This window comes from Chryseobacterium sp. HNCC26DJ239 (assembly GCF_057180445.1).
This window is the reverse complement of record NZ_JBXUGJ010000002.1, coordinates 332,941-357,903: the sequence shown is the minus strand read 5'-3', so window position 1 is coordinate 357,903 and position 24,963 is coordinate 332,941. Positions and strand designations below refer to the sequence as shown.

32 protein-coding genes are annotated in these 24,963 nt (G+C 35.2%); 1 reads left to right on the top strand and 31 read right to left on the bottom strand.

What is annotated here, in order from left to right; all coding sequences use genetic code 11:
* Positions 1–17: 17 nt before the first annotated feature.
* The 10 genes from AC2A1D_RS05350 to AC2A1D_RS05305 form a co-directional block, all read right to left on the bottom strand.
* Positions 18–227, bottom strand: a complete 210-nt coding sequence (locus tag AC2A1D_RS05350) for a hypothetical protein (protein WP_484042598.1) — start codon at positions 225–227, stop codon at positions 18–20.
* Positions 228–245: 18 nt separating this feature from the next.
* Complete coding sequence (locus tag AC2A1D_RS05345) at positions 246–674, bottom strand: hypothetical protein (protein WP_484042597.1); 429 nt, start codon at positions 672–674, stop codon at positions 246–248.
* Between the two features lie 2 nt (positions 675–676).
* Positions 677–1,117: a hypothetical protein gene (locus AC2A1D_RS05340; RefSeq protein WP_484042596.1), complete on the bottom strand. Its 441-nt coding sequence runs from the start codon at positions 1,115–1,117 to the stop codon at positions 677–679.
* Positions 1,098–1,943 carry a hypothetical protein gene (locus AC2A1D_RS05335; protein WP_484042595.1) on the bottom strand — a complete coding sequence of 282 codons (846 nt, stop codon included), beginning with the start codon at positions 1,941–1,943 and terminating at the stop codon, positions 1,098–1,100. Before AC2A1D_RS05335 ends, AC2A1D_RS05340 begins: the two co-directional genes overlap by 20 nt.
* A complete protein-coding gene (locus tag AC2A1D_RS05330) occupies positions 1,940–2,836 on the bottom strand; it encodes a DUF6712 family protein (RefSeq protein ID WP_484042594.1) in 897 nt (298 codons plus the stop codon). The genes AC2A1D_RS05335 and AC2A1D_RS05330 overlap by 4 nt, the downstream gene beginning before the upstream one ends.
* Complete coding sequence (locus tag AC2A1D_RS05325; protein ID WP_484042593.1) at positions 2,836–4,173, bottom strand: hypothetical protein; 1,338 nt, start codon at positions 4,171–4,173, stop codon at positions 2,836–2,838. The genes AC2A1D_RS05330 and AC2A1D_RS05325 overlap by 1 nt, the downstream gene beginning before the upstream one ends.
* Positions 4,151–4,447 carry a hypothetical protein gene (locus tag AC2A1D_RS05320; protein ID WP_484042592.1) on the bottom strand — a complete coding sequence of 99 codons (297 nt, stop codon included), beginning with the start codon at positions 4,445–4,447 and terminating at the stop codon, positions 4,151–4,153. Before AC2A1D_RS05320 ends, AC2A1D_RS05325 begins: the two co-directional genes overlap by 23 nt.
* Positions 4,448–4,560: 113 nt before the next feature.
* Positions 4,561–5,376, bottom strand: a complete 816-nt coding sequence (locus AC2A1D_RS05315; RefSeq protein WP_484042591.1) for a hypothetical protein — start codon at positions 5,374–5,376, stop codon at positions 4,561–4,563.
* A 51-nt stretch (positions 5,377–5,427) separates the two neighbouring features.
* Positions 5,428–7,509: a hypothetical protein gene (locus AC2A1D_RS05310; RefSeq protein ID WP_484042590.1), complete on the bottom strand. Its 2,082-nt coding sequence runs from the start codon at positions 7,507–7,509 to the stop codon at positions 5,428–5,430.
* Between the two features lie 3 nt (positions 7,510–7,512).
* Positions 7,513–8,331: a Clp protease/crotonase-like domain-containing protein gene (locus AC2A1D_RS05305; protein WP_484042589.1), complete on the bottom strand. Its 819-nt coding sequence runs from the start codon at positions 8,329–8,331 to the stop codon at positions 7,513–7,515.
* A 197-nt stretch (positions 8,332–8,528) separates the two neighbouring features.
* Between AC2A1D_RS05305 and AC2A1D_RS05300 the strand changes: the two genes are divergently transcribed.
* The gene (locus tag AC2A1D_RS05300; protein ID WP_484042588.1) at positions 8,529–8,744 is read left to right on the top strand and encodes a hypothetical protein; all 216 of its coding nucleotides are present in this window, start codon (positions 8,529–8,531) and stop codon (positions 8,742–8,744) included.
* A gap of 68 nt (positions 8,745–8,812) precedes the next feature.
* On the opposite strand, the gene AC2A1D_RS05295 is transcribed toward AC2A1D_RS05300, so the two are convergent.
* The 21 genes from AC2A1D_RS05295 to AC2A1D_RS05195 form a co-directional block, all read right to left on the bottom strand.
* Entirely contained in the window at positions 8,813–9,046 is a 234-nt protein-coding gene (locus AC2A1D_RS05295) for a hypothetical protein (protein WP_484042587.1), read from the bottom strand.
* 1 nt (position 9,047) lies between these two features.
* Complete coding sequence (locus tag AC2A1D_RS05290) at positions 9,048–9,587, bottom strand: glycoside hydrolase family 108 protein (RefSeq protein WP_484042586.1); 540 nt, start codon at positions 9,585–9,587, stop codon at positions 9,048–9,050.
* A gap of 123 nt (positions 9,588–9,710) precedes the next feature.
* The gene (locus AC2A1D_RS05285) at positions 9,711–10,289 is read right to left on the bottom strand and encodes a hypothetical protein (RefSeq protein WP_484042585.1); all 579 of its coding nucleotides are present in this window, start codon (positions 10,287–10,289) and stop codon (positions 9,711–9,713) included.
* A complete protein-coding gene (locus tag AC2A1D_RS05280; RefSeq protein WP_484042584.1) occupies positions 10,264–10,818 on the bottom strand; it encodes a hypothetical protein in 555 nt (184 codons plus the stop codon). The genes AC2A1D_RS05285 and AC2A1D_RS05280 overlap by 26 nt, the downstream gene beginning before the upstream one ends.
* Before the next feature lie 42 nt (positions 10,819–10,860).
* Positions 10,861–14,235, bottom strand: a complete 3,375-nt coding sequence (locus tag AC2A1D_RS05275) for a hypothetical protein (protein ID WP_484042583.1) — start codon at positions 14,233–14,235, stop codon at positions 10,861–10,863.
* A 9-nt stretch (positions 14,236–14,244) separates the two neighbouring features.
* A complete protein-coding gene (locus tag AC2A1D_RS05270) occupies positions 14,245–14,913 on the bottom strand; it encodes a hypothetical protein (RefSeq protein ID WP_484042582.1) in 669 nt (222 codons plus the stop codon).
* A 598-nt stretch (positions 14,914–15,511) separates the two neighbouring features.
* Positions 15,512–15,910, bottom strand: coding sequence for a hypothetical protein (locus tag AC2A1D_RS05265; protein ID WP_484042581.1), 399 nt, complete (start codon positions 15,908–15,910; stop codon positions 15,512–15,514).
* A 463-nt stretch (positions 15,911–16,373) separates the two neighbouring features.
* Positions 16,374–17,078 (bottom strand): hypothetical protein, encoded by a 705-nt coding sequence (locus AC2A1D_RS05260; protein ID WP_484042580.1) that lies wholly within the window; start codon positions 17,076–17,078, stop codon positions 16,374–16,376.
* A gap of 60 nt (positions 17,079–17,138) precedes the next feature.
* Positions 17,139–17,567 (bottom strand): hypothetical protein, encoded by a 429-nt coding sequence (locus AC2A1D_RS05255; RefSeq protein ID WP_484042579.1) that lies wholly within the window; start codon positions 17,565–17,567, stop codon positions 17,139–17,141.
* Positions 17,568–17,672: 105 nt separating this feature from the next.
* Complete coding sequence (locus tag AC2A1D_RS05250) at positions 17,673–17,897, bottom strand: hypothetical protein (protein WP_484042578.1); 225 nt, start codon at positions 17,895–17,897, stop codon at positions 17,673–17,675.
* 13 nt (positions 17,898–17,910) lie between these two features.
* On the bottom strand, positions 17,911–18,315 hold the full coding sequence (locus AC2A1D_RS05245) for a hypothetical protein (protein WP_484042577.1): 405 nt from the start codon (positions 18,313–18,315) through the stop codon (positions 17,911–17,913).
* A 19-nt stretch (positions 18,316–18,334) separates the two neighbouring features.
* Positions 18,335–18,781: a hypothetical protein gene (locus AC2A1D_RS05240; protein WP_484042576.1), complete on the bottom strand. Its 447-nt coding sequence runs from the start codon at positions 18,779–18,781 to the stop codon at positions 18,335–18,337.
* A gap of 2 nt (positions 18,782–18,783) precedes the next feature.
* Positions 18,784–19,089, bottom strand: a complete 306-nt coding sequence (locus AC2A1D_RS05235; RefSeq protein ID WP_484042575.1) for a hypothetical protein — start codon at positions 19,087–19,089, stop codon at positions 18,784–18,786.
* A 12-nt stretch (positions 19,090–19,101) separates the two neighbouring features.
* Positions 19,102–19,545 carry a hypothetical protein gene (locus AC2A1D_RS05230; protein ID WP_484042574.1) on the bottom strand — a complete coding sequence of 148 codons (444 nt, stop codon included), beginning with the start codon at positions 19,543–19,545 and terminating at the stop codon, positions 19,102–19,104.
* 24 nt (positions 19,546–19,569) lie between these two features.
* Positions 19,570–20,019, bottom strand: coding sequence for a hypothetical protein (locus AC2A1D_RS05225; protein ID WP_484042573.1), 450 nt, complete (start codon positions 20,017–20,019; stop codon positions 19,570–19,572).
* A 2-nt stretch (positions 20,020–20,021) separates the two neighbouring features.
* Positions 20,022–20,210: a helix-turn-helix domain-containing protein gene (locus tag AC2A1D_RS05220; RefSeq protein ID WP_484042572.1), complete on the bottom strand. Its 189-nt coding sequence runs from the start codon at positions 20,208–20,210 to the stop codon at positions 20,022–20,024.
* Between the two features lie 35 nt (positions 20,211–20,245).
* Complete coding sequence (locus AC2A1D_RS05215) at positions 20,246–20,593, bottom strand: hypothetical protein (RefSeq protein WP_484042571.1); 348 nt, start codon at positions 20,591–20,593, stop codon at positions 20,246–20,248.
* Between the two features lie 5 nt (positions 20,594–20,598).
* On the bottom strand, positions 20,599–23,631 hold the full coding sequence (locus tag AC2A1D_RS05210) for a primase-helicase family protein (protein ID WP_484042570.1): 3,033 nt from the start codon (positions 23,629–23,631) through the stop codon (positions 20,599–20,601).
* Between the two features lie 28 nt (positions 23,632–23,659).
* Positions 23,660–23,950, bottom strand: coding sequence for a hypothetical protein (locus AC2A1D_RS05205; protein ID WP_484042569.1), 291 nt, complete (start codon positions 23,948–23,950; stop codon positions 23,660–23,662).
* A gap of 48 nt (positions 23,951–23,998) precedes the next feature.
* Positions 23,999–24,379 (bottom strand): hypothetical protein, encoded by a 381-nt coding sequence (locus tag AC2A1D_RS05200; RefSeq protein WP_484042568.1) that lies wholly within the window; start codon positions 24,377–24,379, stop codon positions 23,999–24,001.
* The gene (locus AC2A1D_RS05195; protein ID WP_484042567.1) at positions 24,357–24,668 is read right to left on the bottom strand and encodes a hypothetical protein; all 312 of its coding nucleotides are present in this window, start codon (positions 24,666–24,668) and stop codon (positions 24,357–24,359) included. Before AC2A1D_RS05195 ends, AC2A1D_RS05200 begins: the two co-directional genes overlap by 23 nt.
* Between the last annotated feature and the right edge of the window lie 295 nt (positions 24,669–24,963).

Below are 24,963 nucleotides of genomic sequence, written 5' to 3'. Positions count from 1 at the left end.
AATATATCTAGTTATGTTTAGAAACTCATTTTTTCTTCCTTCAAAATCTCTAAAAAACTATCTAGTCCTGAAGTAATTTGCTTGTATTTTTCTTCGCTACAATAAATCTTCCCTTTCGAGTAGTTACGAAGATTGGAAGGATCCATCCCAATACTTCTTGCAAGATCTGAAATATTAATGAAGTAAACCTTCTCGAAAATGCTTTTTAGTTTTTCTTTGTAATCCATACCCAAAGATACAAAAAATTACTCTTTTTCGGGTAACAAATTATTAATTTTCGCCAACTCTTCAAATTGCGCCATTACCTCCTGAGTAAATCCAAAAGAAAGCGTTCTTATGATCATTCTTTTATGATGCATAATTGGTTTGTTGTGAATCGGGAAGCTTTTCTTTTTACGAACTTTTCCGGCTTTTAATTTTCTAGTTGCAGGATTATATCCGGATTTTGCTTTCCTGGTCTTCATATCGACAAAACGAAACGGCGATATCTGTGAATACGTCATTGTATCTTCATCAATAACCATTTTACGTTTATTCCATTTTGGCGAAGTAAATCCTTTCATCGCTCGTTTTGAAGCGTCGAGAATTCCTTTTGCCTGTTCTTCCAATGTTTTTTTTATAAAAAGTCCTTCCACAATCCCTTGCTTTTGACTTCGGCGTTCTAGTAAGCTCATGATTATTCTGTTAAAATATCCATACTGTACCCATTAAGGTTAAGCAAATGCTTTGCTGCATCAATCTCAAGACCATCAATGTTTACGCCTTTTAAGAAAGGATAGCATCCGTCTTCCACTTTCCCCAAAATGTAATCTCGAATTTTCTGCATTACTAATAATGTACGCTGCAAAAGCTCCAGATACTGGTCATTAGAAATTGCAGAATAATCTGTTTTCTCAAAAACCATTAACTGGAAAACCGGAGTTTCTTTGTAAGCCCCGATATGACCTTTGTGGCCAATGGATGGAACTACTCCCACCAAAATCATATTATGTTCTGTGTTCAAGTCTCCAGTAAACTTAGCGAGATCTGATTCATCAGCTACGCCAATTGTTTTTTTTATTTCCGGAAATACCGATTTCACTTCTACGAGGAATTCCTTAAGCTCTATTGGCGTCATTTTTATTCTTTTTTTCTTCGTCCAACTCTTTTTTCTTCAGTTCATACAGACGGCTCAAAACCCTCCACATATTCGTTTGCTCTACACCCGAATAAGGTCCGAAAACCTGACTTTCTGCCAACTCTGATAAAACGGATCTCATTCCGGTTCCGGCGATATCGCTTTTAAACTTTGAAGTTTCTTCAAAAATTAAACTGAGGTCGATATCATTGCCCATCACATTTATTACGCCGCCGAGAACATACGTTTGCATCGAAGCAAAAAACAGATAAAATCCGTACAAGTGTCTTACATCTACAAACCTAAAAATCCCTAGAGCTCTTTTCTTCGAGGTTCTGAAATTATATGTTTCACCTTTTGGCAGGTAGAAAATTGAAAATAACATCCGCAAGGAATTCATATCTCCAGTGTTTGTGTAGTAAATATATTCTTCCAAACCATCCATATACTGCCCAAAAGTAACATCATTAAAGCCGTCTTCAGGACCGTAATATTTTTTGAATAATTTATACACCGGAAGATGATTATGAGTATAATCTAACTTCACCTCCAACAGATTATCATCTTGATCAAATTCAAAGAAATTATCTACGATGAGCGAAAATCTGTAAGTGTTTTCGCTTTTTTCATCCCAGTTTTTACCATTCTTTTTTAATCGCAAAAGAGCGTAAACCCCAAGATCACGAAGCTGAAACCTTGAAATCTTTTGTTCTTTCGCCATCCAAATAAGTTTGGCCATATCTGCATACTGATCATTGTCGCACTCACCCAAGTTTTCGGGCATATACAGAAACATTTTCTTTGCGACAACCTCTAGATGAATCATGTTGAAACAAAATTATCGTCTTCATCGAAATCTAACTCCGGAAGCTCCAGTTCCTGATCTGTCACCACCCTAGTAAGCGCTGTCAACTCAGCTTCAAATTTCTTCAGATATCGTTCTGCATCTTTCTCAAAAGTCAACGCTAATTCTGACGGCATAAAACTCGAAGTTTTATTTGTCTTCGAAGCTTTATCTGTAGAGCGAACTATATTTTTTGGGAACATTTGAATATCAATTCTCCTTAAACCCCATCCAATCGCATAGTGAACAGCCGCTTTCTGAGCGTAATTGTAAAGTAAATTATTTCCCTTCAGAATTTCCTTCGTCATTTCTCCCAACCTTGGTTCTAGCTCGAGCTCTTCAAACTCTCGAAGACCAGGAAGAAGATTCAAGTATAAAAAATATGAATCGTTGATTCCGTAATGTTTTTCGAACTCCGTCAGAGACGGCACAATTAAACCCGAGTGATTGTATTTTTCAATACTCAAACTATTTTTCACCATGTACTTCAGAAGAAGATTCATGTGTTTATAGAAAAAAGATTCTAAAGAATCGTCATGATTTGCAATTTGCCATTCAAAAGCGCCAACTTGATATTCATCACGTCTCATGGTTCTACCCTGCCCTGTCATTGCCACATCTCCTGTTGGAGCATATAACATGTAAGCCTTGAAACCAATGGCAAACCTTACATAATCATAAAACAGCTGCTTATCTTCCGGAATATTATCTCCAGTAAGTATATTATAATTATCAAGACCAATAATATCAACAATATCATCCGTTGCAATATTGATGGAAGCCTTTAATTTTAACCAAGGTAAATCTGAATCGATAATACCGACAAGATTTTTAAAATCGGCACTAAAGCCCTCTTCTTTAAATAATAATTTCATTATCTAGTAACTTTTAAACCACGTTGAGATTGAGAGACATCTTCCTGACGATTCATCTCGTCATGATAAAGCCCCATTTTTAAACTTTTATTTGGAAAATTAGCCTTTATTGCAGCGTTCATACACCACATTACGACCATTTCAGGAAGATCAATTCCTGTCTGAAGGTAATTGTTCAATGCGTAATATTGTTCAGAACCACTATTCCCTCCGGATTCCGAAATATTCCCGATTGCATTGTGAACACCAACACCAGTTGCCGTACTTTTGTCTGCTTTATTGGCAATTTGAATTTGAGCAGAAACCGTATCAGACATTTTCTGATCAATAACGGTAATTTTCCAACCCACTTCAATTACATTAACGCCTTCCACTACAAGGACCTGCTCGGAGTGCCAAAATTTACCTGCATTTTCTAAGCCCGAAAGAACCGTTTCCACCTGTTTAAGCATTTTCTTTTTGAAATTCTTAAACATATATTCCTTGTAAGGCTTTCCTTTGTCAGCACAATCATCTTTAATATCTTGTTTTTTTTGATCCCAATACTCTTTGGGAGAAGTAATATGATATTTAATATTGATTGAATTTTTGCTTAAAGCTGCTAAGAATTTGGGAACATTAGTACTCTGAATTATCCAGGGAATGGATCCCAAAATATGCGGAATACTATAGAATGACGAAGCAAAAGTATAGAGATTCGAGTACTTAATACTTAATGGATATTTGAAGGCATCAAAGCGATCAAAGAAAGGGTAAGCATCATAAACCAACGGCTCATCTTCCCGATTAAGAAGAACATGAGTGGGGGTATATAATTTCCCTGCAACAATCGGCTTTCTATCCATCGAGATATGTTCCAATTTTTTAATTTTTGGATCTCGACCAATTCTCCAACCTCGGTTTTGAATAACCTTTGTAAAGAAACCTTCAACATGAGAGAAATCTGTAGCACATTTTGCTAAATACTCCTCATAATCCCAAGTATCTAACCAAGCCTGTACTTCAGGATCGTTTTTGTATTCTCGATAAAGTTTACCTTTTTCAAACTTTTCTTCGTATAATTTAGGTCCTTTTCCCCAGTTCATTCCAGTCTTCTTATTAAGAATACCTGGAGCAATAGAGTTACTGTAAATGATATTTCTAATCTGAACAGGAAGATCATTATTTTCACCGTAGGGAAAAACCTTCCAATCCCCATGAACAGTTTGGAACACCGATGGACTAAACATATCCATAGAAAAATACGGATCGTTTACCTGTCTTTTTCTATCAATTACTTCAAAGGTAAAGGCACTTTGACCGCCAACAATGGCATCATCTCCTAATAACTCTATCATGGCTGATTTTATAATTATTAAATGTCATTAATAGCGGAAGCCAAAAATGCTTTCTCTCACCGCTTTCTATATTTTCGTACGCTATTAAGTTCTTAGCGTATTTAGATTTTTTACTCGGAAGTCCTTTTGTTAAAATTCCATTTTCAACGACCACCAATCCCTGTGATGTTTTCCTGGAGCGATCGCAACTTATAAAGCTAAAGCTGAAAGGAAAGTTTTCTGCAGAAAGCTTTCTCATTACTTTGAGCGCATCGTAAACATTAATTTCTTCCATAATAATTGCAAAAATATCTCTGAATAATTCTGAAAGTTGTTACATTAAAAAAGCCGTATCAAAAGACACGGCTCAGCAAAAAATAAACACAAAAATATCTATATGAAAAAAAATTATTTTCGAGACATTTCAACGAGATATGTTTTATCTGCCACTACTACTCGTAAGTTAATGACAGCATCTTTCAGCGCAATCCAATCCGTTGCTTCTGTAAGCAATACCGGAATCGTTCCCGTTGGCGAATTCTTCAACAATAATGGAGCAGCTCCACCGCCACCAATTAAGGTAACAATCTGTCCGTTTTCAAAGTCTGAAGACGCAAACGCAATATCGGCAGTAACAGCAGTAGAAGGTAACTGATAAGAAGGTCCATCCGCTTTAGCTAACGTTACATTTTCATCAGCAACAACTTTAGCCTGGGCAAATGTTACATCACCACCATAGAACTTAATAAAATCTCTGTTGATAATTTCCTGTTCAAAAGTAAGCGTTGTGATATTACCATCCTTATCGTCTTTCCCACTCGCTGTAAGAACCATAGGGAAGCACTTAGAACCCATTACCTTTTTTTCAAGAATTGAGTCGTCACAAGCACCGTAAATCAATACGAAATCATCACCCATGTACTTTTTAACAAAAGCAATAGCTTCTTTTTCTGTTCCCGGATGTTCACCGACATATTTGTTCATCGCCCCTCTTCCATCAGGATTCCCTGAACTATCAAAAGTTGCAGCTTGAGTAGGAGCTGTCATGTAGATTCTGAAGAAGTTGGCTCCTTCTTTGAAAACAAAATTACCAATAAGAGTTACTCCATCTTCATCTACACTCGGCCATGTCACGATATCGCTTTTTAAAGCAGCAATCGTATTGGCATCTTTAGGCGACGGTGCGCCTGCATTATTTTTTGATTTTTTAAGATCTGCTCTCATAATAAAAAATACGATTACCTATACATCGTGAGGTATTTTGGTTATTATTTTTTACCCTCTAGCTGTTTCATTCCAAACGCCTTCCAGATAGATTAAGTCGATATACGTCGTATGTGAATCCATCACATAGTTTGAGGCGACTTTAATATTACCAACCGTTTTCACAGTTAATGCAGAACCGGCAGTTTCACCACCAAAAATTCTGATTGTATTTCCTTCAGAACCTCCTTCAATTGAAGCCAGTTCAATCGCTGTATCTCCAGTATATACGAATCTGTCTGAATTCGCATAATCGATAGTTGCATCGGTAAATTCTAACTGAGTTGTAATTGTCTCCGGAGCCGTTGTTCTAGAAATTTCTTTCCAAGTATCTCCAACTTTTACAAGAGTTAAAGTTCCTCCTGTTTTCAAATCGAAATCAGCAGTTAAAACTAACTTCGCATTATTCTTCACATTCACAGAACCCGCAAGAGAAATGTTTCCTTTGATGAATAAATAATTTCCGATATTTCCTTTGATGTTGGTAATATCCGTAGAGAAATCTTGAGCAACTGTAATTCTATTGTGATTCGCCTCTACTACTCCATTTTTGAAATCAAATACAGGAATATAGAAGTTCTTATCGAAAATAGGTTCTGAGTTTGACCATACCGCTTGAAGCTCGAACTTCAAAGGACTATCATCATCTGTCTCAAGACCAATGTGATTTACACCAATTCCCAATCTATAATCCGCAAAAGCGTAAACATCTCTCAGAGATCGCTCAATTGTTAATTTAGATTTTTCTTCAGGTTTATACTCCAAAGGCTTGATGTTATCTTTGAAAGTGATGAACAAGAACTTAGAGCCTTCAAGCTGAGCCAATGGAACAAATTCGATATTAGAATAATCTCGAGGGTTTTTCACCAATTCTTTATAGTCAGTGTTTCCTCCATTGATTTCCCTGTCTCTAGTCTGGTATCTTCTGATCCAATACGGCGACCAATCCCATTGTAAATCCATACCTCTTACATCTAATGGAAGAGACATGATTACTTTTTCGACATAGTCACAAACATTCTGCTCGTTTAATTCTCCCAAGTAGAAAGCTCTGAATTTTTTGGTCACATCTCTAGCATCGAAAAGTTGTTTGAAAACACCGTTGTTTCTGATTAGATAGCTCACTGGCTTATCGTAATCTTCAGGCTTTTCTGAGAATACACCTCTCACTAATACATCTGCATCTTCAGATCTTGCTTTCTCCAAATATTTAACAATTAAATATTCGATGAAAGACATCTTGTAAGCTTGAGAGCCTTCTTTGTTGAATTGATACATCCAAGATGTTTCCAAAGCCTGAAGCTTCCAGTAATTGAATTGCAAATCAATCTGAGTAGGTCTTACCTCCATCACTTCCGGCTTAATGTTAACGCCGCCTTTCGCGATCCAAACCGCTTTTCTAGGCTGAGTAACTTCATCAACAGAAATGATTGCAGAAACCAATTTATCGGCAACACCATAAATTGTATTTTGCTTCCATAGTTCCGGAAGGTTGTAGCGCTTTTCAAAAAGAGCTTCAAATTTTGTAGGATATTCAGCGACAAATCCTTTGATATCTTCATTCAAAGTATTTAATACCAAATCATTTTTGAAGTCTGTTTGTGGCGCAGACATTCCCGCAACAATTCTCGCATTCCAAGGACGATCCATAGCATAAACAGAACCTTGCAATCCCATTAAGAAACCAGCAACCGCCACAATTTTACCCGCTCCAAAAACAACATTCGGAATCGCAGTAACCGCTGTAACAATATTTTCGTCTGCATTGGCTAATGTTTGAATTTGTTGGTTTTGCTGAGCAACTGTTTGCTGAAGCCCAGTAACTTGAGTTGTTAAATCAGTCACTTGCTGACTTGCAGTAGCATTTGCAGCTGTAGCTGTAGCTAAATCTGCCTTCACAGTTTGTAACTGAGCTTTAGCATCTTTAATTCCTGCTAGTTCCAAATTCGCCTGCTCAATCATAGTTGCGAGCTCATCAGTCCCTAAAAGTCCGTCTAATTTTGTTTTTTCCGCTTCAGAAAGATCTACTTTGTTATCTTTCTGAGCAACAGCAGTAACTCCTAAAAGTCCTGCTAACATGGTTAACCATTTCATATTTTAAGATTTTAATTTTTTTAATTCTGATTTTGCGAGAACCCAGTTGTAGGCATCTTGAAGATTACCTACTGAATCTGCCAATTTGTAAAGAATAGCCTCTTCAGCTCTGAATGTTTTACCTTTGATGTGCTCTTCTTTCACTCCTGGTCTGAATTGTCTGACAGCAGCTTGAAATGCTTGAGCTAAAGGTGAAAGTTTCGCTTCTAGACCTTCTACCTTCCCTTCCATCGCATCGATAAACTCTTGATTTTTATCTGAAGATTCCGGAGGACGAACTATAATAATTTCATTACTCGATTTTTCCCACATCATTTGAGCGCCAACAGAGCCAACTTCAGCCGTAAGCGTATTCGACATCATATTATGTTGTCCCAACAGCAATGCAGCCCAATAGTGAGCAGACAAGGCATCATCAATAAGATTAATTCTAGGCTTAGTAAGCTTGGATGAAATTTCTTGAAATAATGGAATTGAATCCGCATTACCACCAGTACCATCCCAATGAAAAATGGTTCCAATACAATCAGGATCATTCTGCATTTTCAAGGCTTCAGCACAAATTCTATCTGCACCATTTACGCACAGACCAGAATACTTGGTCATTACCCCCACGATAGGAATATATCCAACTTTGTTTATAAGCTTTGTGTCTCCAGTAGCTTCATCGAATTGCCTCTCTCCCATATAAGAGGAAAGCTCCGGAGTGTTTTCGTTTAATTTGCCGCCTGCCAAAACAGTATTCACCATCGCTTTTAATTGCTCAGGATTTACATTTTCGAACAGCCAGGTTCCGCCAGTTATTTCCGATAAAATTTTCATATCGCAAAACTAAATTGCCGGCAAAAAAAAACGTGTTACACTAAAATTTTGGAAATAAAAAAGCCACCTGTTGTCAGGCGGCTCATGCTTTAATTAAATTTTTTGTATGTGATACAGTGCAAATGTAGAATGTATTTTTTATTCTGCATTACGGTTTTCCTTTTTTTATAAACAATTTCCTTTTTTACATTTGGAATATGAAAACATTTAAAATTGAAGGACAGGCAGGGCTCATTTTAGAAATCGTAAAAAGCCTAAAGAATGACATTATCGGGAAGGGAATTCGCATAATGTATGATATAAAAATAGAACGACCATCCTACGGAAACAACAGAATAATTTTTACAGCCAAAGAAAATCAAGAAATTAATCCTAGAGATTTTTTCTTTTTAGGATTGAATATACAATGGTAGCGACATTTTTGCCGCTACCATTTTTTTGATGTCTCCGACATTGATGTCGGAGACATAGGATTAAACAATTAAGCTTCTTTTTCAGCTTTTGAGAATTCTAAAAAATATTCTTCTCCTGGTTCAAAAAGATTTGCTGCTTCTGTTCCGTTGTCAATATACATTTCTAACCTTCCGGAAGGAGTATAATTTGCAAATGATTTGTTTTCTTCAGAGTCGCTTTGAACAGCTTGAAGATTTACGGTTTTACCATTTACGAAATTTGTGACTGAATCACACTTGAATTTTGCTAAGACTTTTTTCATTTTATAATTGTTTTAAGAATTTTGCATTATGCTTCTTCAAATCATCCATTCTGTTCGTCCATCCTTTGATGAAACGCTTTTGTGATAGATTATTTTTTACGATGTCATTGAGAAACTTATATCGTCTCTCGTACAATCTTTCAAGAAAATCTGCGGGTGCATTGTTAATTGCGGCAATCGTTTTATTTCCAACAATTCCATCGACGGAAACTCCCAAAAGCTCTTGAACCTTTTTAATACCATGAACGCCACTTCCCCAAACCCAATCTACAACTGTGTTGGCAATTGCTTGAGAATTTATTTGGTCAGCTTTCCATCTGTCCCAATAGTTTTTCTTCATAATCATGATGGCATCGGCTTCAGTGATAAGCTTTAAATCTGCAACATCAATATCACCGTCGCCATCTTTATCGTAGCCTTGAGATTTCCAAACTGCAATCGTTACTCCCTTGTTTGTTGCTCCACCTCTATCAAGCGGATCATTTACGAAACCGCCTTCCCATTTTAGAATGAACGGTGCTAATTTTTTTATATCTGCCATTTTATATTCGTATTTTTGATTTATGATTTTAGAAATTATTCTTTTCGTTTTGTTTTGGGTTCTCGGGGCTTTTGGCATTTACTGCGCTGCCAAAGCTTTTGGCATGACCAATGATGATGATGATTAATTTTTCTTTCTGTAATTTTTAAAGTAAATAAACAGAGCAATCAGCACCAAAGCCACAATCCCCAAGATGGCAATTAAACCGAAGCTCCAAAACGTGCCAGTTCTGGTCACTGTTTCTTTTGCGGTGGTGTTTATTTCTTTTCCTGTTTTCTTCAGGTTTTCTTCTTTCACGAGATTTCGGGAAATTTCTTCAACCTTATTCGTGATATTTGAAACTGCATTTTCTTTTTTCTGATGGTCAGAATTTTTGGTTTTTGATTTTATAAAAACTTCGGCGTTTCCTTTAACTGTAATACTTTTAATCGTGTCACCGTTTTCAATCTGGAAGAGTTCAAGTGGTTTATCAGTTTCAGCTTTGCCTTTAATTTCAATTTCGGTCTGACTTTCTTTTTTTTGGTTAGAAATTTCAGCCTTTTTTGTTTCCTGCTTTTGCTCAACTTTTTCAACTTGCTTTTCTTCTTTTTTTTCGGTGGCGATTTGTTCCGTTGTGATCTCTTCAGATTTAGTTTTTGCTACTTTTTTCGTCTTACAGCCAAGAAGAAGAAATATGCTAAGAATTGTTATCAGTGTTTTCATCTTTTTGATTTTTAAATTCGGTTAAATCTGCGTTTTCCTGAAATCTTTCAAGCTTTCTCATCCACCCTACGGGCGGAAATTTGCCACCGGTGATGATGCTTAGATTTCCCATCGCTGAACCTGCGGGATAGATGAATACCATAAACTGAATTAAAATCTGAAAATAATCTGCAATGAATGGCACATCTTTCAGAATCTCGTGTATCATTACAAAAAGAGAATACCCCGCAATGCAAGATCCTGTCTTCACCAAAAGGCCTAAAAGGTTTTTTTTGATGGAAAAATCTCTTGTATATCTCCAATGCACGATGGTACCAAGAGCGTGGTCGAAAATAATTGCAATTACGACAAATGCCATATATAGCATGTTGGCAACATACCATTGCGTAAACCCTTCTACAGAACTTGCGAAAATTGCTGGAATTACTGCGAGTTTTCCCGAGGCAATTATTTTATCTAAACCAACCCCGTTATGAAGTTTCTGAAGATTTGCGATGAGAAACTTTGATATTGTGAGTGTTATTTTCATTTTATTGTTTTAAAAGCACTCCCAGAAAGAGAGTGCTTATTGTTAATTTATAAAAGCTTCCCAATCAAAATCACCGCTTCCTGTGACTGTAAATCCTTTTTTTGTTTTACTTAAAATTGAAATTCCTGAATTATTAAAAATTCTAATTGTAGGAACTTTTTTAAATTCAAAACCAAAATCTACGCTTGTAGTATTTGAATTTCCTGTTAATTTTTCAGGCTTAAATTTTCCGCTTGATATTCCAGTAAATTTACTGTTTGGCGATAAAACTTCTGAAATTGGCTCTATATACATTAATACGCCATTGTCGTTTAAGTGCGTACCGTCTGAATGGTAATCTTGAATATTATTAATTTCTTGAAATCTATTAATATCAATACAAGGTAACCCGAATTCTTTAACCATTAATCTTTGAAGCAATAATCCATAACCCCACGTATAAGGACGATTTACAAAACTTGTAGATTCATGTGTAATTAAACAAATAACGGGAATCCCAATTTTTGAAGCCCTATCGTAAACCGCTTTATTCTGCGTTAAAAATTCATCAAAAACCGTTTTTAATTGCGTTGAATCTTTTTTCCAAACCGAACCAGTCCACTCTACATAATCACCCGCTAACAAATGTAAATTTCCAAAATTTGAATAAATCCCATTTTCAGAAACGAAATAAAAATCTAAAGCCAAAGGACTTGAAGGGGCGGCGGTCGTTAAGTCAATACTATTTTTAAATTGTGAAATCATACCCACGCCCAAATCGTTAAGATATGGCACATTATATAAAATCAAATCTTGATTATAAATCGAAGAATAAAAACGCTCCCATGCTACATTCTGCGAACCTGCAACATTTCCGCCTTCCGCTGCAATTACAACGTTTATTCGTGGATTGCTCCAAGTCTCAAAACCCCAAATTGCAACGGGGTTAACATCATCCATTTTTTGAACTCTAATTTTATAAGATTTTGTTTTATCAAGTCCCTTCCAAATTAAATTCCCCCATTTATGCGCTTTTGCTGGTAAATAATATATTCCACTTCCTTCTGAATCAGACGGATAAGATTCAATTAATGATAATTCCAAAGGCGTTTTCCATGTTGCGCCGTTGTCTTCTGAAAATGTAACCTTTAATTTTCTTGTCATAGAATTAACACCATAACACGAAAAAATAAATTTCACAAAAGAAGCCGAATTGAAATTTAATTCAATATAAGAATTTACATCTGTGACGGTTGCTAATCTTAAACAATCCGCCCCAACCGGATAAGCATCAACCCAATTTCCAACCTTTGTAATTTCGGCGGAAACGTGATTGAAATACTTAACGTCAGCGTCTTTGTATTGCATCATTTTTAAAACTTCATATCCTACAACCTTTTCCCACATATTCGGCGGAAAATGTCCCGTTATATATCCTTTTTGGGTTTCAGCAGGGTTGTTCATATCTTCCGTTAAAGATATTTCAGGACTTGCAGGATTAAAAGACGGGTTGTCTTGTCTTCCTAAAATTGAATCTCCCGTTAAACCTATTGTCAATTGATTAAATTCATCAACTTCTTTTGAAATGTACTTTTTCAAAAACGGCGCAATTGCAGTTTGATTAAACGCAACATTATTGTAATTCAATTTTTCAGGGTCGGGAATATCTTCAATTTTAGAATATCTTTCGTCGCCCTGTGCTATTGTTAAATTACTATTTACGTCTACTAAAAAATCATACTGCAACAAATTGTCTTGCAATTCTTCGGCGGTTTCTCCATACCAAACCCCAAACGCCGTCACGCCTAAATCTCCTACAACATAATCACTTGCAACCCTATCGGCTTCCCAAACGTTACAAATCCAAATAATTGACGGTAAAGATGTTTGTGAGATTTGCCAAATTGCCGTTACTTCAAAAATGTTTGCATTTAATTGCGTATATGTTACATTTCCGTTGCTGAAAGAAACCGAATTTTGAATTCCAATCAAACCCAAACGCCCCGATGTCGTAGGTGTACACATCACACCCGTTTTTGAAAAGACTTTCCATTTTATTTTTATAAACTTTCCTGAATTTGAAAAATATTCGGCTCTTTTTTCATCGTCAAAAACAATATAACATTCTACATTACCACTACCATTTTTGTTTTGAGAAGAAATTTTCGGCGAATTGATACTTTCCAAAAAAGCGTTATTTTTAATAAAATATTGATCCCCTGAAATATTGTTAACTGGGTCGAAATTTCCGCCTTTAATGCTTGAATTAACTTTAAACTTTGAGCCTATAAAATCATAAACGCTATTCAATTCGTCTTTTGTCGCCGCGCCCCTTGCTAATTTTAAAGCCGAATTAGCTTGAGACATCGATAATTCATTGTTTATTCCAAATTTGTCATTATTTGAAATTGTGAAATTAATTGCACCGAAATAAACGTCCGTTCCGTTTGGAATATAGTCATTTGTTTCAAGTATAATTTCAAACCACACGTGAGTTAAATCCGCAACGGTTTCAGGAATTTTATAAAGTAAATCAATTTTAAAACATTTGTCTTCAAGCTTCGTAATTTCTGATTTTATTGGATATGTTGAAGTTTGAGGATTTGCGCTAAAAAGAAATAATTTTTGTCTTGAATTCACTCCACTTTCAGAAATTGGTGGTTGTTCCATACCCCATAAGCAATATGATAGTCTTACATAATCATTTGCTTTTGGTAAAATAGCATCTTCTTTTTTTACTTCGGGGTAAATCTCCATATTTACTGCGCCTACTTTTGTAGACTTAAAAAAATATTCAATACCTATTTTTTCAAATGCATCAGGCAAAACCGAACTATTTACTTTTACTGGTGTTCCTAAATTTAAAATTTCTAATGGCAATTCGGGGTTTAAATTTCCATTTTTAAAAGCAAAAATTTTGCTTACATCATCTTCCCTTCCCATTTTCTTCCAAATACTAGGTGAAGTAGACGGGGTATTTGCGCTTGTAGAAGTCTGCCCATCAAGCAATTGATAGACAATAAAATCTTCAACGCATTGTACTTTTTCCCCAACGGAAGGGTTAGTAACAGGGAAATTAAGGTCTGCAAATTGTAGGATATACTTCATAGGTTCCGGAAAATCTAATTCCAAAGAAGACCATGTACTTCCATTATAAGAAACAATCCCCGACTTCGAAAGCGTAAAGCCGCCTAAATTAGTATAAGTTCCTGCTTTTGCCCAATACCATTTTGCAACTCCTGCAGTTGTTGAAGGATTAGCAGAAGGAACTAAAGTTCCGGCGTGATCAGATTGCTTATTAATCACCATCCAGGTTCCATCTTTTCGATTGATATTGATGGATCCATCCGGAAGAACAAACATACCTTGTTTGCCTTCAAGTTCTGAAATCTGAGGAAGTGTATTAACCGTTACCGGGATTAAAAAATTCGTTATCATAATATTAAATTACCATTGGTTACTTATTGGGAAAAAATCGGCGGTCAGGAATTCTTCTTTGAACATTTCCTTCCATAATTGTTGATTAGCTTCTGAAAGATTACTTCCATCAAGCCTTACATATTTTGTATCAAATTCGATATCTTCTTCTTCCAAAGCAGATTCATCGATAAGGATCTCGCCATTATAGAAGAGCAATGGTGTATCATCAGCAAAGTTCTGTTCAAACGTAAGCTCATATCCTTTGCCATCTGAGTCATCTTTAAACTCGCCATTGAAGTACAGCGGATTATCTTTACTACCGTACAACCTTTGATAAGAAGAATCGTAAGAATTCATAATCACCAAGAATCCTTCATTGATGTTATTCTTCATGAATTGATGAATTTCCACATCGTCTCCAGGGAAGTTTCCAACTACCTTTTTTTTGAAGCCTCGAGAATCAGGATCTCCTTCAGAATTGATATTTCTTTTTTGTGTAGACGGAGTAAGATATAAGATGTGAACTCTTCGCCCTGACTTGAGATGAATGTCGCCATCGCATAGAACTCCTTTTGGATCTATCGTAGGCATCGATGCAACATCATCTTTATGGATCAGATATAATTCGCCCCGCTTTGCGGTCGGAAGACCTGCATTGTTTTTTGGTTTTCGGGCATTAAGGCGGTATTGAGCCATTGTCTTTAATTTTTGACAAAAGTCAATAATTGCGCTCGCAAATTATGTTACACCAAAAAATCCAAAATTTAATCTATTGTTATTTTGAAACAAGCTCATAACTCCTTTGTTGGTGTATCGGAAATAAATAATTCGCATAGTATTGTTTGAGTATCCGTACTCATACAAATCGTAGAGCTCACAAAACGCAGTAATGGCAAGCGTAATTTTGCGACGAGAAGTAGATCCTTTGCAAAAGCCTTTCACATAAAAACAAAAATAGGTCCTGAAGAATGAATCTAGCCACTTATAAAAAGCCTCAATATCTTCGAATGACCAATCCATCGTGAACTCGGCAGAGTTATATAGATTGATAATATCCGTAGATGTTACTTTTTTTGAACCTTTTTTTGTGCAGTAAATGGTTAGCGCATACTCTTTAATTTCTTCAGGTTTATTATGTCGGGCATTAAGGAACTGCCCGAGAACACTCTTTGGTTCTATGAGAATCTGCTTGTACTCGCCTCCATCCTTGAGCATAGAAACTCCGTCGCATTCCTTTAGGAGAAATGAGATTAAATAACCGGGAACCTCTATAGGTTTTAAACGAATCAAGTCATTATAATACATCTAAACTGCTCAGAGAAAATTTAATTTGAGTTTTATCTAAAGCTGATGAGATCTGAGGAGACAGTTTTACGTTACTGCCATAATCATTTCTATACATCACAATTTTTCGTCCGTTATTTAAGTAAGCAACAACAGCTCCTGTTTTATTCAGTTTCGTTGAAGCTGCTTCAGTTATCGGACCTGGATTGGTGTACACAATTTCATTAAGAATGTAAAAACCTGCAGTAGAATCTTTTTGCTCCCATGAGTAGAATGCAGAGCCTGGAGTAAAGTATGTTTCGTCAATAGACAGAGCTTTGTACAGAATTTCATCATCTTGAATCCCATCGTACAATTCATCTTGAGAAACTAACCGTAATTCACTGATGTACAATCTTTCACCTTTCATATTTTGCTTTTCAACAAAGATACTTAATATATCTTTTGATACCTATAACATCTTGAAGAAAAGTAAAAACACGGTATTTTTTTTGTAAGTCTGTAATTTTGTAATAACTAATTAATAAACAAGTAGTTAACTGTTTTGAAATTCTGTAATAGCCCGTTTTTCAAGTTGTAATGGTTTTGTAATACTCTTTTTTATTACATTTTTTTTGTAATACTTATTAAAAATTACAAAATATAAAATAGACTGTAAGCCTTACAAACACAGGCTTTTCGGATATTCATTACAATATTACAAAAATAAAACCTTTTTTAGCGGGGTGAAAGGGGTAAGGGGGAAACAGCCGGACGTATCTACCAGTCCTGGTATTTTTTAATTTTGAACCAATGTAATTTTAGAACCGCGAGAATCGCATAAAAAAATCCCGCCAATATAATTGACGGGATAATGGATTCTAGGCGATTAGTTATCCGAAGATGTAGTAACCTACATACAAGAGATCACTCAAGCAGTCTTTCGGAACATGAATTTTTATCAAGCCTTCTTCTTTACTGTAGCTCCACTTTCTTTTTTCGCACTCTTTAATAGCTTTTTTCATTTGTTTCTTTTCGAGCTTAATTTCAATCAGTATTAATTCTTCCGGTTTAGTTGCTATATAAAAAAACTCTTCAGCTCTGCCTTCGAAATACCTTATTATTCTTCTATCTGGATTATTCACCTTCCTCTTTGGGTTTAAATCCCATCCTTTAAGTTGGCAGAAAAGCTTCAGTTTATTTTTAAAAGCTACGCCTGAAGTGGTTTTAGCATAAGAACAAGAATTAGTGTAAGCGGTGTAAGTTATAAACTTACTAATCTCTGAATTTAATTTCTCTTCAGTGAAATAAAAATCAGCCCACTCCATAAAGTTTAGTCCAATTTCACTAATCATTTCTCTCTCTGTTTTGAGATTTCGCTTCGTAGTTTCAACTACTTTACGCCATGATTCCGTTAAGTCTTCGTCTAACCATAAAGAAAAGTCGCATAGTCCCAAATTTTCATTAACCACTACTTTCATAAAGGCAGGTCCTAATGAAGTTTGCGTAGGAACTGCATACGTCCCTGGAATGATTTTATCTGTATCGCCAAACTTCTCTATAAGAAAAGATTTAGCTTCGTTTATTTCTGATAACATATTGATTGTTTTTATTATTTATTTTGGATTAGCGAAAAAAAACATTCGTCAATCCGGACGTTATGCACAATTAAACTCGAACTGCATCTGAACGACTTGAGTTTTAAATTTTCCGTAATAAAATTCAATTTGTCTTTCAAATTCCGATTTTCCTGTATTTATGTCTATTCCATCAAATCGAGCTGATTCAATGTTCAAAATAGCAGTTATTAATTTGTACATACTTTCATCTTCTTTGTGGTATTTGATAAAATCCTTTACCATTTCTATTTTTCTTGTTGGCACTAAATCTGACCAATTAAAAGTGAATTTCTTTTTATCAATTTTAAATTTATCATCAACTTCATACCACCAATATTCATAATTTTCTGGAGTTAATTTTGAATAATTTAATATTCCTAATTCAACCAATTCAACGCCTAAACTTTTTGGAATTAAATCAAATTTGCCTTCCAAAAAAAGCTGTAAATGTTTTATTTTATAATTCATATTTTGATTTTAAATAAATTAACTGTGCATAACGCTGCATTTATAAACTGCTCCGAAAAAACATTGCGCATAGTCGCAGTTCAGAAATGCTTTTAACGTTATGTTTTAAGGATTAAATTCTTCTTCATCAATCCAAAGCTCTTTATTTTTGGATTTCGCAAATTTCATTGTACCAATTGTCGAAAAATGATATTCTATAGAAAATACTTTTGTAGGCGTAACCACCTCTAAGTTTTCACAGTTTACATTTTCATTGTAGAAATTCCAAAGCCTTTCCAATTGCTCATCTGTCATTCGCATTTCCTGAAAAAAATATTCTTTATCTGTCATTATTTTTTTAAAATTAGTATTGTCTCTCGTTTCTCCACTCGGATTTATCATGGATTTCAGGATCATAATAAATTTCATATTCGAAATCGTAGTGAATATGATTTCTTGTTTTTGACAAAGTCTCATAGGAATCTGAAAGAAAATCTATCCACATTTTTCCGTCTTCAATTGCAGGACCATTAAACATATCTTCCTGATGGAAATTATATTTATCTTGATCTTTGATGATTTTTGATATTGCCTCTTTATTTAAGTCAAAATCTATTTCATGACTCAAAATCATATGGTCAGCATACGTCTCTTTTTCGTAAGCCTTTTGATTGTTTTCTTGAAGATTCTCCAATAAATCAAAAACAATTTCCGGATCATTAACGAATTCCTCTGTGTAAATTTCTTGTAGTTGTTCTTTTGTAAGCATAAAATATTTTTTATTAAGTTTATAAATAGCCAAAAGCTCTAGCTGCAGTTTCGCCAATATCTAGAAGATCACCATCTTCTTCGTCCTTGCTTTCGCATTCGTTGTTGTAGAACCTGCCGATTTCTTCGTCCAGCTTGTCCCATTTCTCTGCTTTTACTTCTTCAGAAGATTTTTCCTTTGAAATTTTTTCCTGGAGTAATTTTGCAACCTGTAAAATCTGATCTCTATTTTGCTTGTCTAGCTTTTCGAGAAGGAGACTTTCTTTTTCTAATCCATATAAAGAATTTGATAAATCTAGATTAATCGTTTCCCAACGATCATCTTCTTCCATTTCTTCCTCTTCTTCTTCGTGGCAGCTTGAGCAGATTATAATACCTTCATGCCATTTTTCAGACGCATATCCATCGTCTAAGTCGAAGGTAGTTCCACAGTGTTCGCAAGGTGTTGGCATTTCCATTTCTTCCATATTTAATTGTTTTGATATTTTAAATTCCAGTTTTTTACAAACAGTTCTATTTGAGTATAGATTATTTGCCAAACGTGTTGTTCTTCAAGTAAGCTTCGAAGCGAATCGTGAAGCTCGCTGCAAGACTCAATCATAGAATAGTTAGAATTAGCAGAATCAATATTCTCTACACCGACAATAGCTTGACATTCTTTTCCGAAAAAGGAAAAATAGCAATCTACCGAAACGAGATTATCATCATCGTCCCAACAATTCTCTTGTACGCATTCTAAAAATAGATTTTCAGATAGTTCGATTTTATTTTCCATTGTATTATCTTTTCAATCTAAGCATGAAAAATTAGAGCTAGAATCACTCTCTCTACTACCCCAGTCGCCAGAAGCGCCACCGCCTCCAAAACTCCCGCCGTCTTCGTGACCGAATCCAGAGAAGTGTTCAATATTATTTTTTAAATAATCATCGACAGCTTGATCTTCAAAGGGTGTATTGTCTGGGAAAGATTCCTCTGGTTCTGTCTCCTTATAATGATCAGCAAAAGAAGAAGATATTGATTTTTTCTTTCGAAAGTCTTTGATGATATTTCCTTTATCATCAAAATAAACCGTTTCCCACGTTGGATGAATTGGACCTTCAGAACCGTTTTCAAATTTCACCAGCAGGCTTCCGTTTTTTTCTTTTACGGCAGTGCATTTTTTGCCGGCAATTTCAAGTTTCATTCCTGGTTTAAGGAATGGCAAATCGTAGTAAGATTTAATGTAGTCCATCGTATTTATTTATTTTAAAAATTATCAATTCTGATTGCTGGGATTTATATAGATATCGTGTTTTGCCAACTCTATAAGTGGATTTTTTGTAGGATCAACTTTAATAGGTTTATGGCAATCTCGACTTTCATAAGCAAGAGGAATAAATAGACTTGGTGGATAGTCTATTTGAAGTACTTCCAAAATTTTTATAAATAAAAACTTCCCTATATTAAATTTCAGAAAGCCTATATCGTTTTCAAAACCTTGAAAAACATAATCTTGAATGCAGTCTTTAAAACCATCTAAAACATCTTCTTCAATCTCAACAAGCTTTTCTTCAGACCATGCGCTGCAGCGGTAATATATCTTCACTGCGGCTTCCCAATTACTTAACCATTCATTGTTGAAATTTTCCATGTTAAACCATGTAGTAGAAATTTCTTTAATGAGATTGATTTCATTTTTATTTAGTTGTAGCAAGATTTTTTTCATTTTTACTTGTATAATTTTGCGATTGTAGGTTTATATTTTAATCTGATTTTATCCTGGTTTTCTTTTGAAGGTTTATAAGCTCCGGCAAGCCATTTATCTATTGTGGTTATGCTCACCTGAATTTGTTTCGCGAATTGCTTTTTTGAATGTCCGGAAACCTCCATAATCCGCTTGATCATTTCTATACTCATTGCATTACAGTATTACATTTTTACAGATGAAAAACTCAAGATTTGACCACTTCCTGTTCATTAATGAATACATATTTTTCCGGAATAGGAACCGCAACATCTATCCTATTTTCGTAGGCACTTGCATAATCATCCAATTCATTGTAATTATCCGGAGCGTCATTATAAGCGGAGAAAACTTGTTTAGGAGTAAGCTTTTCGCCTTCGTACAGGTAGCCAACTTTTCGAGCGCCTCGATAAAGCAAAACAAGGTATTCTCCCGACTCGATAAACTGCACTACTACAATATCTAGGTTGATAAAAGCAGTATTGAAACTGAGAAACCCAAACCCATCTCTTAACGCTTTTTTGGATGGTGGCACAAAGCAATTCGTTTGTTTCATAATAATTATTTTACATCGTACGGACTTTTATCGCTTTGATCGTTTGGCGAAATCGCTTCACCAACGCCGAAAGGTCCGTTAGTTTTTGTTGAGATATAAAGCATTTCAGTTGTTTGACCATTGAATGATCTCATGATACGACCATCAGAAGTCGTTAACTTATCCGTAGGGTTTAGAACCCAACCTTTTAGCTCGCAGAACTGCTTCATTTTATGTTTAAAAGCGGTAGATGAAGTTGATTTCATCGAAACATTATAATTAACTAATGCAGTGTGAGCTTCTTTTTTGTCGATGTCTACATCGAGCCTTAATTCGATAAAGTATTCTTCTGCCCATTCCAGGAATACCTTTCCAATTTCAGACATTAAGTTTCGTTTCTTGATATTGTTTTGCGGTGCTCCTATTTTCTCCGGAATCGAAAGATGAAGCTGGAGACACTGCATACTGAAGTTTAAAAAGACATTCCATTGCTTATCGTCCCACTCGGTAAAAAACATTTTTTTGAAATCGTCCTTCGGCTCTCTACGTCCCCACATTTCGCTCTGCCCATGATACCAATCACTGAAAGCGACAAATAACATCCTATCAAGTGTTGACGGATCTAATCCCGTGGGCGCATAGTTTGTTGTGACGCAAAATTTTGGCGACTCATGGAACGGAATTAAAAAAGGCGTTTGGTTTTTAGGGTTTACGTTCAAGTCTCCAGTAATATCTGTATAAAGCTGATTGAATTGAAATTTCTTATCGGCATCATCAAACAGGATATAGTCCATTTTCTCCGTTACTCCATCGTATAAAAATTCGTTCTCAAGCAAATTCTTTTTACGAGCTCCAAAATATTTTGAGTTCATAAATAATCGAATCGCTTTATTCGACATCAAAGACTTTCCTGTTCTACCATGAGATTCAGAATCGTCCACTACTTCATTATCCATCACATACAAACACGGCGACATTGAAGGGTTTTTATAGCGGTGCAGCGCATACCCATAAGACCAGCATTTATTGATAAAGTGAAGCTCCTGCTCGTAAACTTGGTCGTCATTCAAACCGCCTTCAGAATCCTTGGTTTTATACTTGTCGATTATGAAATTGTTTTCGGCAATGTATTCTTCAATTTTCCCTGGAGAAAGATGCTTAACTTCTTCCTTCCAATGAACACGGCTCCCGTTGATGAGATAATTCATGAAGTCGCAATCTTTACGAAGAATCGTTAAATCCCAATTTCCGTTTTCATCTTTTTTCACTTCAAAAAAAGGTTTTCCATGTTGGAGTTTTCCGTAACTATCAATATGATTTATTTCCGGTTTTATCTCGCGACTATTCAAATCGAATCTCGTCTGCTTTTTAATTAAGTTATTGAGAATATCCCCTTCCATAACATAACGACTATACCCTTTCGTAATTTCTTCAATTCCATTTTTAGTCACTTTCCAAATAAATTTATCAAAGAAAAAATATTGGCAAGTTGCTGTATAATCCGTAAAGTCAAATTCTTTCACCTCAAGATTTACGAGTTTTTTATCAGAGACAGCTTCAGAACCGATAAGCATATTTAGAAGATCATCCGGAAAATACCTCAATCCTTTTTCGCGCTGCTTATTATCTAAGAAGCTATTGAAAAAATCTTTAATTTCCTGCGCTGTAACTTCTTTTAACGTATGTTTATCCTGCTTTACGAAGTAATATCCATCCTTGTGATTTTCATCTTTAATTCGGTAAAAACCATTTAATTTTAAAAAATTAAAAGCGTTTTTATAATTGACTTTATAATCTTCTGTACGCTTACTTTTATTCCAAGTAGCAGTCCAAAATTTACCTGGGCGCGCAAGCTCCAGGAAACGCTCAACTTTTTTCTTCAGCTCTGTTTGATTTTCATCATCAAAGCTTGCGTTAATTTTCATGAAATCGGTAAAATCCTTTAGAGCATTACCTCGGAAATCTTTTCGACGAGTAATCTCTTCAGGGAGCCATGCTGTTTTAACATCCATGTGCTCGAGCGCAAGTTTCTTCCCCGCTTCAACTCCAGTTGGATCTAAATCCGGAACATTAATAACTTCTTCCGCGTGTTTGAAAAGCAACCCTATTTCACTTTCGGAAATATCTGCAGTTTCGGAATTAAACCAAACAACCGCATCCGCCTTTCCTGTTGAAGCCATATTGATAGAATCACGATCGCCGGAACAGATAATTACTTTTCTTACTTTCTCTATGTATTTTTCAACTCCAATTGTATGCCCCTCGTCACTTTTAACGTCTCTTTCTTTTTCAGTTTTTTGTTTCAGAATGTCAAACCCGAAAATGTGTTGTTTCGGTTTTTTACCTAAATAGGAAAATCTATATTTCTTATCTGAGCTTTTAGGCTGATAAATTTTCAACCATTCTCTAGAAGGATCAGCAGGTTCTACACGAACATCTTTATTTTCGCCAACAAGCGAAAGCTTTGGTTTTCTTTTGTCCGAAATAATAAAAGCTAAAATTGGGTAGGTTGGTGAACTGGTAACCGTATAAACATCGCAGAACTCTTTTTGAGTGTTTTCTTGTTTCTTTAACCATGAATAAGAATGCAACGAAAACAAGCTATACTTTTTACAAAGCTCTGGAGTAACTAAAGGCCCCAAAATCTCGAGCTCGTAATCTGTAAAATCTTTTGTTATGTACGCAAAATTATCATCATTAAGCTCTACCCCTTCGTATTCGTGAAACTTACAAGAGGTGATATTTTTTACAGCTGATTTATTTTTATCAATTAATCCGTACTGTTCGCCTAGATCGAGTAAAGATTCAAAATATGTTTTCCCTGTGAAATGGGAATAAATATGAATACCGTGTTTAGATTTCCCGAAAAAACCTCCGGAATCACCCCAGTCTTTAACGAAGTAGATTCCATCTTTTTTTGAAACATTGGCACTTTCTGTACCTTCTTTTCTGATTTTAAAATGTTTGTTAATATTTGCTTCCGGAAGAAATCTTTCGATAAGATCCCAACCGCCATTAGTGGCTTCAAATATTTGTTGTTGGTTTATTGGAAATGACATGCAAACTCTTTGTTTTTTGGTTATTGTTTTATTTTAAATCTTCTTCTGTTATTTTGTCGAGGGCAATTAGAAACAAGCCTACAGGCAACAGAGCGATCTCTACATTTGATATACTATTAAAAACCGAACACATTGCTGATTCTTTATAGTCTTGAAATTCCTGGTCAGGATTATTTGATTTAAAAACTGAAAACTCGGAGACAATATCCTTTTTAAAATGCTCGATTCGCTCATTAAAGTATTCTTCTTTTCCTTCAGACCGATAATGCTCTTCAGTCTTTGTTTTGATGCGACTAATGTTTATCAATACACCATCCATTACCAATGCGTTTTTATTATTCTTTTTGCACTGAAGAACAATCTGATCTTAGTGATTAGGTTTTGTGATTTCATATTGTGATTTTATTTTTTCATTAATAAATAAAACAGGTTCAAATAGCACATATTCAATTTTATTGCATTTAACTAATCTTCCTTCATAACCTCTTTTGCGTTTACCTTTTTCAACAGCTTCATGATGTTCAAAACAATTCAAAGGTTCTATTTCACCGCAATATTCAGACTTTAATATTGCAGTTAAGGTCGATACTGTCCTATATCCATCTTCAAAACTTGACGAACTTCCAACACATACAAACTTTTCATTTTCAAATTCGAATATCTCTGCAATGTCTTTTTGAAGATTCTCAAACTTTATTTTTTTAGCCATCTTTTTTAAAAAAGATTCAGGAACATTTATTGATCTCATATTCATTTTTTATTTCATAGATGGAAAAGGTTATACAATCGGTTCCGTGCAACGAAAAGTCTTTTATTTTCCCATAACCGACATTAGACCATTTGGGCGATTTTGGAGCACATCTTTTATGAAGCTGGTTAAGAAATCCTATCTGACTATTTACATTCTCTTTGAATTGCTTGAGATCAGATTCGTTAATAAGCAATCTATCATTCTCTTTTAAAAATTCTTGAACGGAACGCTCAAGACTGTTCTTTGGGCAAATTGCATTGCTAACCTTTGTTAAGTATTTTTTCATTATGATGATTATTTTGGTTTAAAAAGTATCGCTCCACAGACAGAGCATTTCCAAGTTTTACGAAGATCCTCCTCATTGCCACACTTACATTTTTGCCACTTTTCATGGTTCATGCTTATTGATACACCTTTAACTTTCCTCTTCATGCTCAATTACCTTAGTCGTACTTTCAGCGCATGCACTACATAGATCTTCTTCAAACCAATAACAAGGCTTTCCTGTTCTTTCGATGCATGCTGTACAATCATAATCGGTACACCCACACACTCCACAGATTTGACTTTCCATCCTTTTT

Coding starts and splice junctions, on each gene's coding strand:
- AC2A1D_RS05265 (WP_484042581.1), bottom strand. CDS start 15,910: ATGAAAGGTGAAAGATTGTACATCAGTGAATTACGGTTAGTTTCTCAA.
- AC2A1D_RS05240 (WP_484042576.1), bottom strand. CDS start 18,781: ATGGAAGAAATGGAAATGCCAACACCTTGCGAACACTGTGGAACTACC.
- AC2A1D_RS05275 (WP_484042583.1), bottom strand. CDS start 14,235: ATGATAACGAATTTTTTAATCCCGGTAACGGTTAATACACTTCCTCAG.
- AC2A1D_RS05195 (WP_484042567.1), bottom strand. CDS start 24,668: ATGAAAAAATACTTAACAAAGGTTAGCAATGCAATTTGCCCAAAGAAC.
- AC2A1D_RS05340 (WP_484042596.1), bottom strand. CDS start 1,117: ATGACGCCAATAGAGCTTAAGGAATTCCTCGTAGAAGTGAAATCGGTA.
- AC2A1D_RS05295 (WP_484042587.1), bottom strand. CDS start 9,046: ATGAAAAAAGTCTTAGCAAAATTCAAGTGTGATTCAGTCACAAATTTC.
- AC2A1D_RS05285 (WP_484042585.1), bottom strand. CDS start 10,289: ATGAAAACACTGATAACAATTCTTAGCATATTTCTTCTTCTTGGCTGT.
- AC2A1D_RS05200 (WP_484042568.1), bottom strand. CDS start 24,379: ATGAGATCAATAAATGTTCCTGAATCTTTTTTAAAAAAGATGGCTAAA.
- AC2A1D_RS05345 (WP_484042597.1), bottom strand. CDS start 674: ATGAGCTTACTAGAACGCCGAAGTCAAAAGCAAGGGATTGTGGAAGGA.
- AC2A1D_RS05270 (WP_484042582.1), bottom strand. CDS start 14,913: ATGGCTCAATACCGCCTTAATGCCCGAAAACCAAAAAACAATGCAGGT.
- AC2A1D_RS05330 (WP_484042594.1), bottom strand. CDS start 2,836: ATGAAATTATTATTTAAAGAAGAGGGCTTTAGTGCCGATTTTAAAAAT.
- AC2A1D_RS05210 (WP_484042570.1), bottom strand. CDS start 23,631: ATGTCATTTCCAATAAACCAACAACAAATATTTGAAGCCACTAATGGC.
- AC2A1D_RS05280 (WP_484042584.1), bottom strand. CDS start 10,818: ATGAAAATAACACTCACAATATCAAAGTTTCTCATCGCAAATCTTCAG.
- AC2A1D_RS05245 (WP_484042577.1), bottom strand. CDS start 18,315: ATGCTTACAAAAGAACAACTACAAGAAATTTACACAGAGGAATTCGTT.
- AC2A1D_RS05235 (WP_484042575.1), bottom strand. CDS start 19,089: ATGGAAAATAAAATCGAACTATCTGAAAATCTATTTTTAGAATGCGTA.
- AC2A1D_RS05315 (WP_484042591.1), bottom strand. CDS start 5,376: ATGAGAGCAGATCTTAAAAAATCAAAAAATAATGCAGGCGCACCGTCG.
- AC2A1D_RS05220 (WP_484042572.1), bottom strand. CDS start 20,210: ATGAGTATAGAAATGATCAAGCGGATTATGGAGGTTTCCGGACATTCA.
- AC2A1D_RS05290 (WP_484042586.1), bottom strand. CDS start 9,587: ATGGCAGATATAAAAAAATTAGCACCGTTCATTCTAAAATGGGAAGGC.
- AC2A1D_RS05320 (WP_484042592.1), bottom strand. CDS start 4,447: ATGGAAGAAATTAATGTTTACGATGCGCTCAAAGTAATGAGAAAGCTT.
- AC2A1D_RS05310 (WP_484042590.1), bottom strand. CDS start 7,509: ATGAAATGGTTAACCATGTTAGCAGGACTTTTAGGAGTTACTGCTGTT.
- AC2A1D_RS05335 (WP_484042595.1), bottom strand. CDS start 1,943: ATGATTCATCTAGAGGTTGTCGCAAAGAAAATGTTTCTGTATATGCCC.
- AC2A1D_RS05225 (WP_484042573.1), bottom strand. CDS start 20,019: ATGAAAAAAATCTTGCTACAACTAAATAAAAATGAAATCAATCTCATT.
- AC2A1D_RS05300 (WP_484042588.1), top strand. CDS start 8,529: ATGAAAACATTTAAAATTGAAGGACAGGCAGGGCTCATTTTAGAAATC.
- AC2A1D_RS05260 (WP_484042580.1), bottom strand. CDS start 17,078: ATGTTATCAGAAATAAACGAAGCTAAATCTTTTCTTATAGAGAAGTTT.
- AC2A1D_RS05205 (WP_484042569.1), bottom strand. CDS start 23,950: ATGGATGGTGTATTGATAAACATTAGTCGCATCAAAACAAAGACTGAA.
- AC2A1D_RS05255 (WP_484042579.1), bottom strand. CDS start 17,567: ATGAATTATAAAATAAAACATTTACAGCTTTTTTTGGAAGGCAAATTT.
- AC2A1D_RS05325 (WP_484042593.1), bottom strand. CDS start 4,173: ATGATAGAGTTATTAGGAGATGATGCCATTGTTGGCGGTCAAAGTGCC.
- AC2A1D_RS05350 (WP_484042598.1), bottom strand. CDS start 227: ATGGATTACAAAGAAAAACTAAAAAGCATTTTCGAGAAGGTTTACTTC.
- AC2A1D_RS05230 (WP_484042574.1), bottom strand. CDS start 19,545: ATGGACTACATTAAATCTTACTACGATTTGCCATTCCTTAAACCAGGA.
- AC2A1D_RS05305 (WP_484042589.1), bottom strand. CDS start 8,331: ATGAAAATTTTATCGGAAATAACTGGCGGAACCTGGCTGTTCGAAAAT.
- AC2A1D_RS05215 (WP_484042571.1), bottom strand. CDS start 20,593: ATGAAACAAACGAATTGCTTTGTGCCACCATCCAAAAAAGCGTTAAGA.
- AC2A1D_RS05250 (WP_484042578.1), bottom strand. CDS start 17,897: ATGACAGATAAAGAATATTTTTTTCAGGAAATGCGAATGACAGATGAG.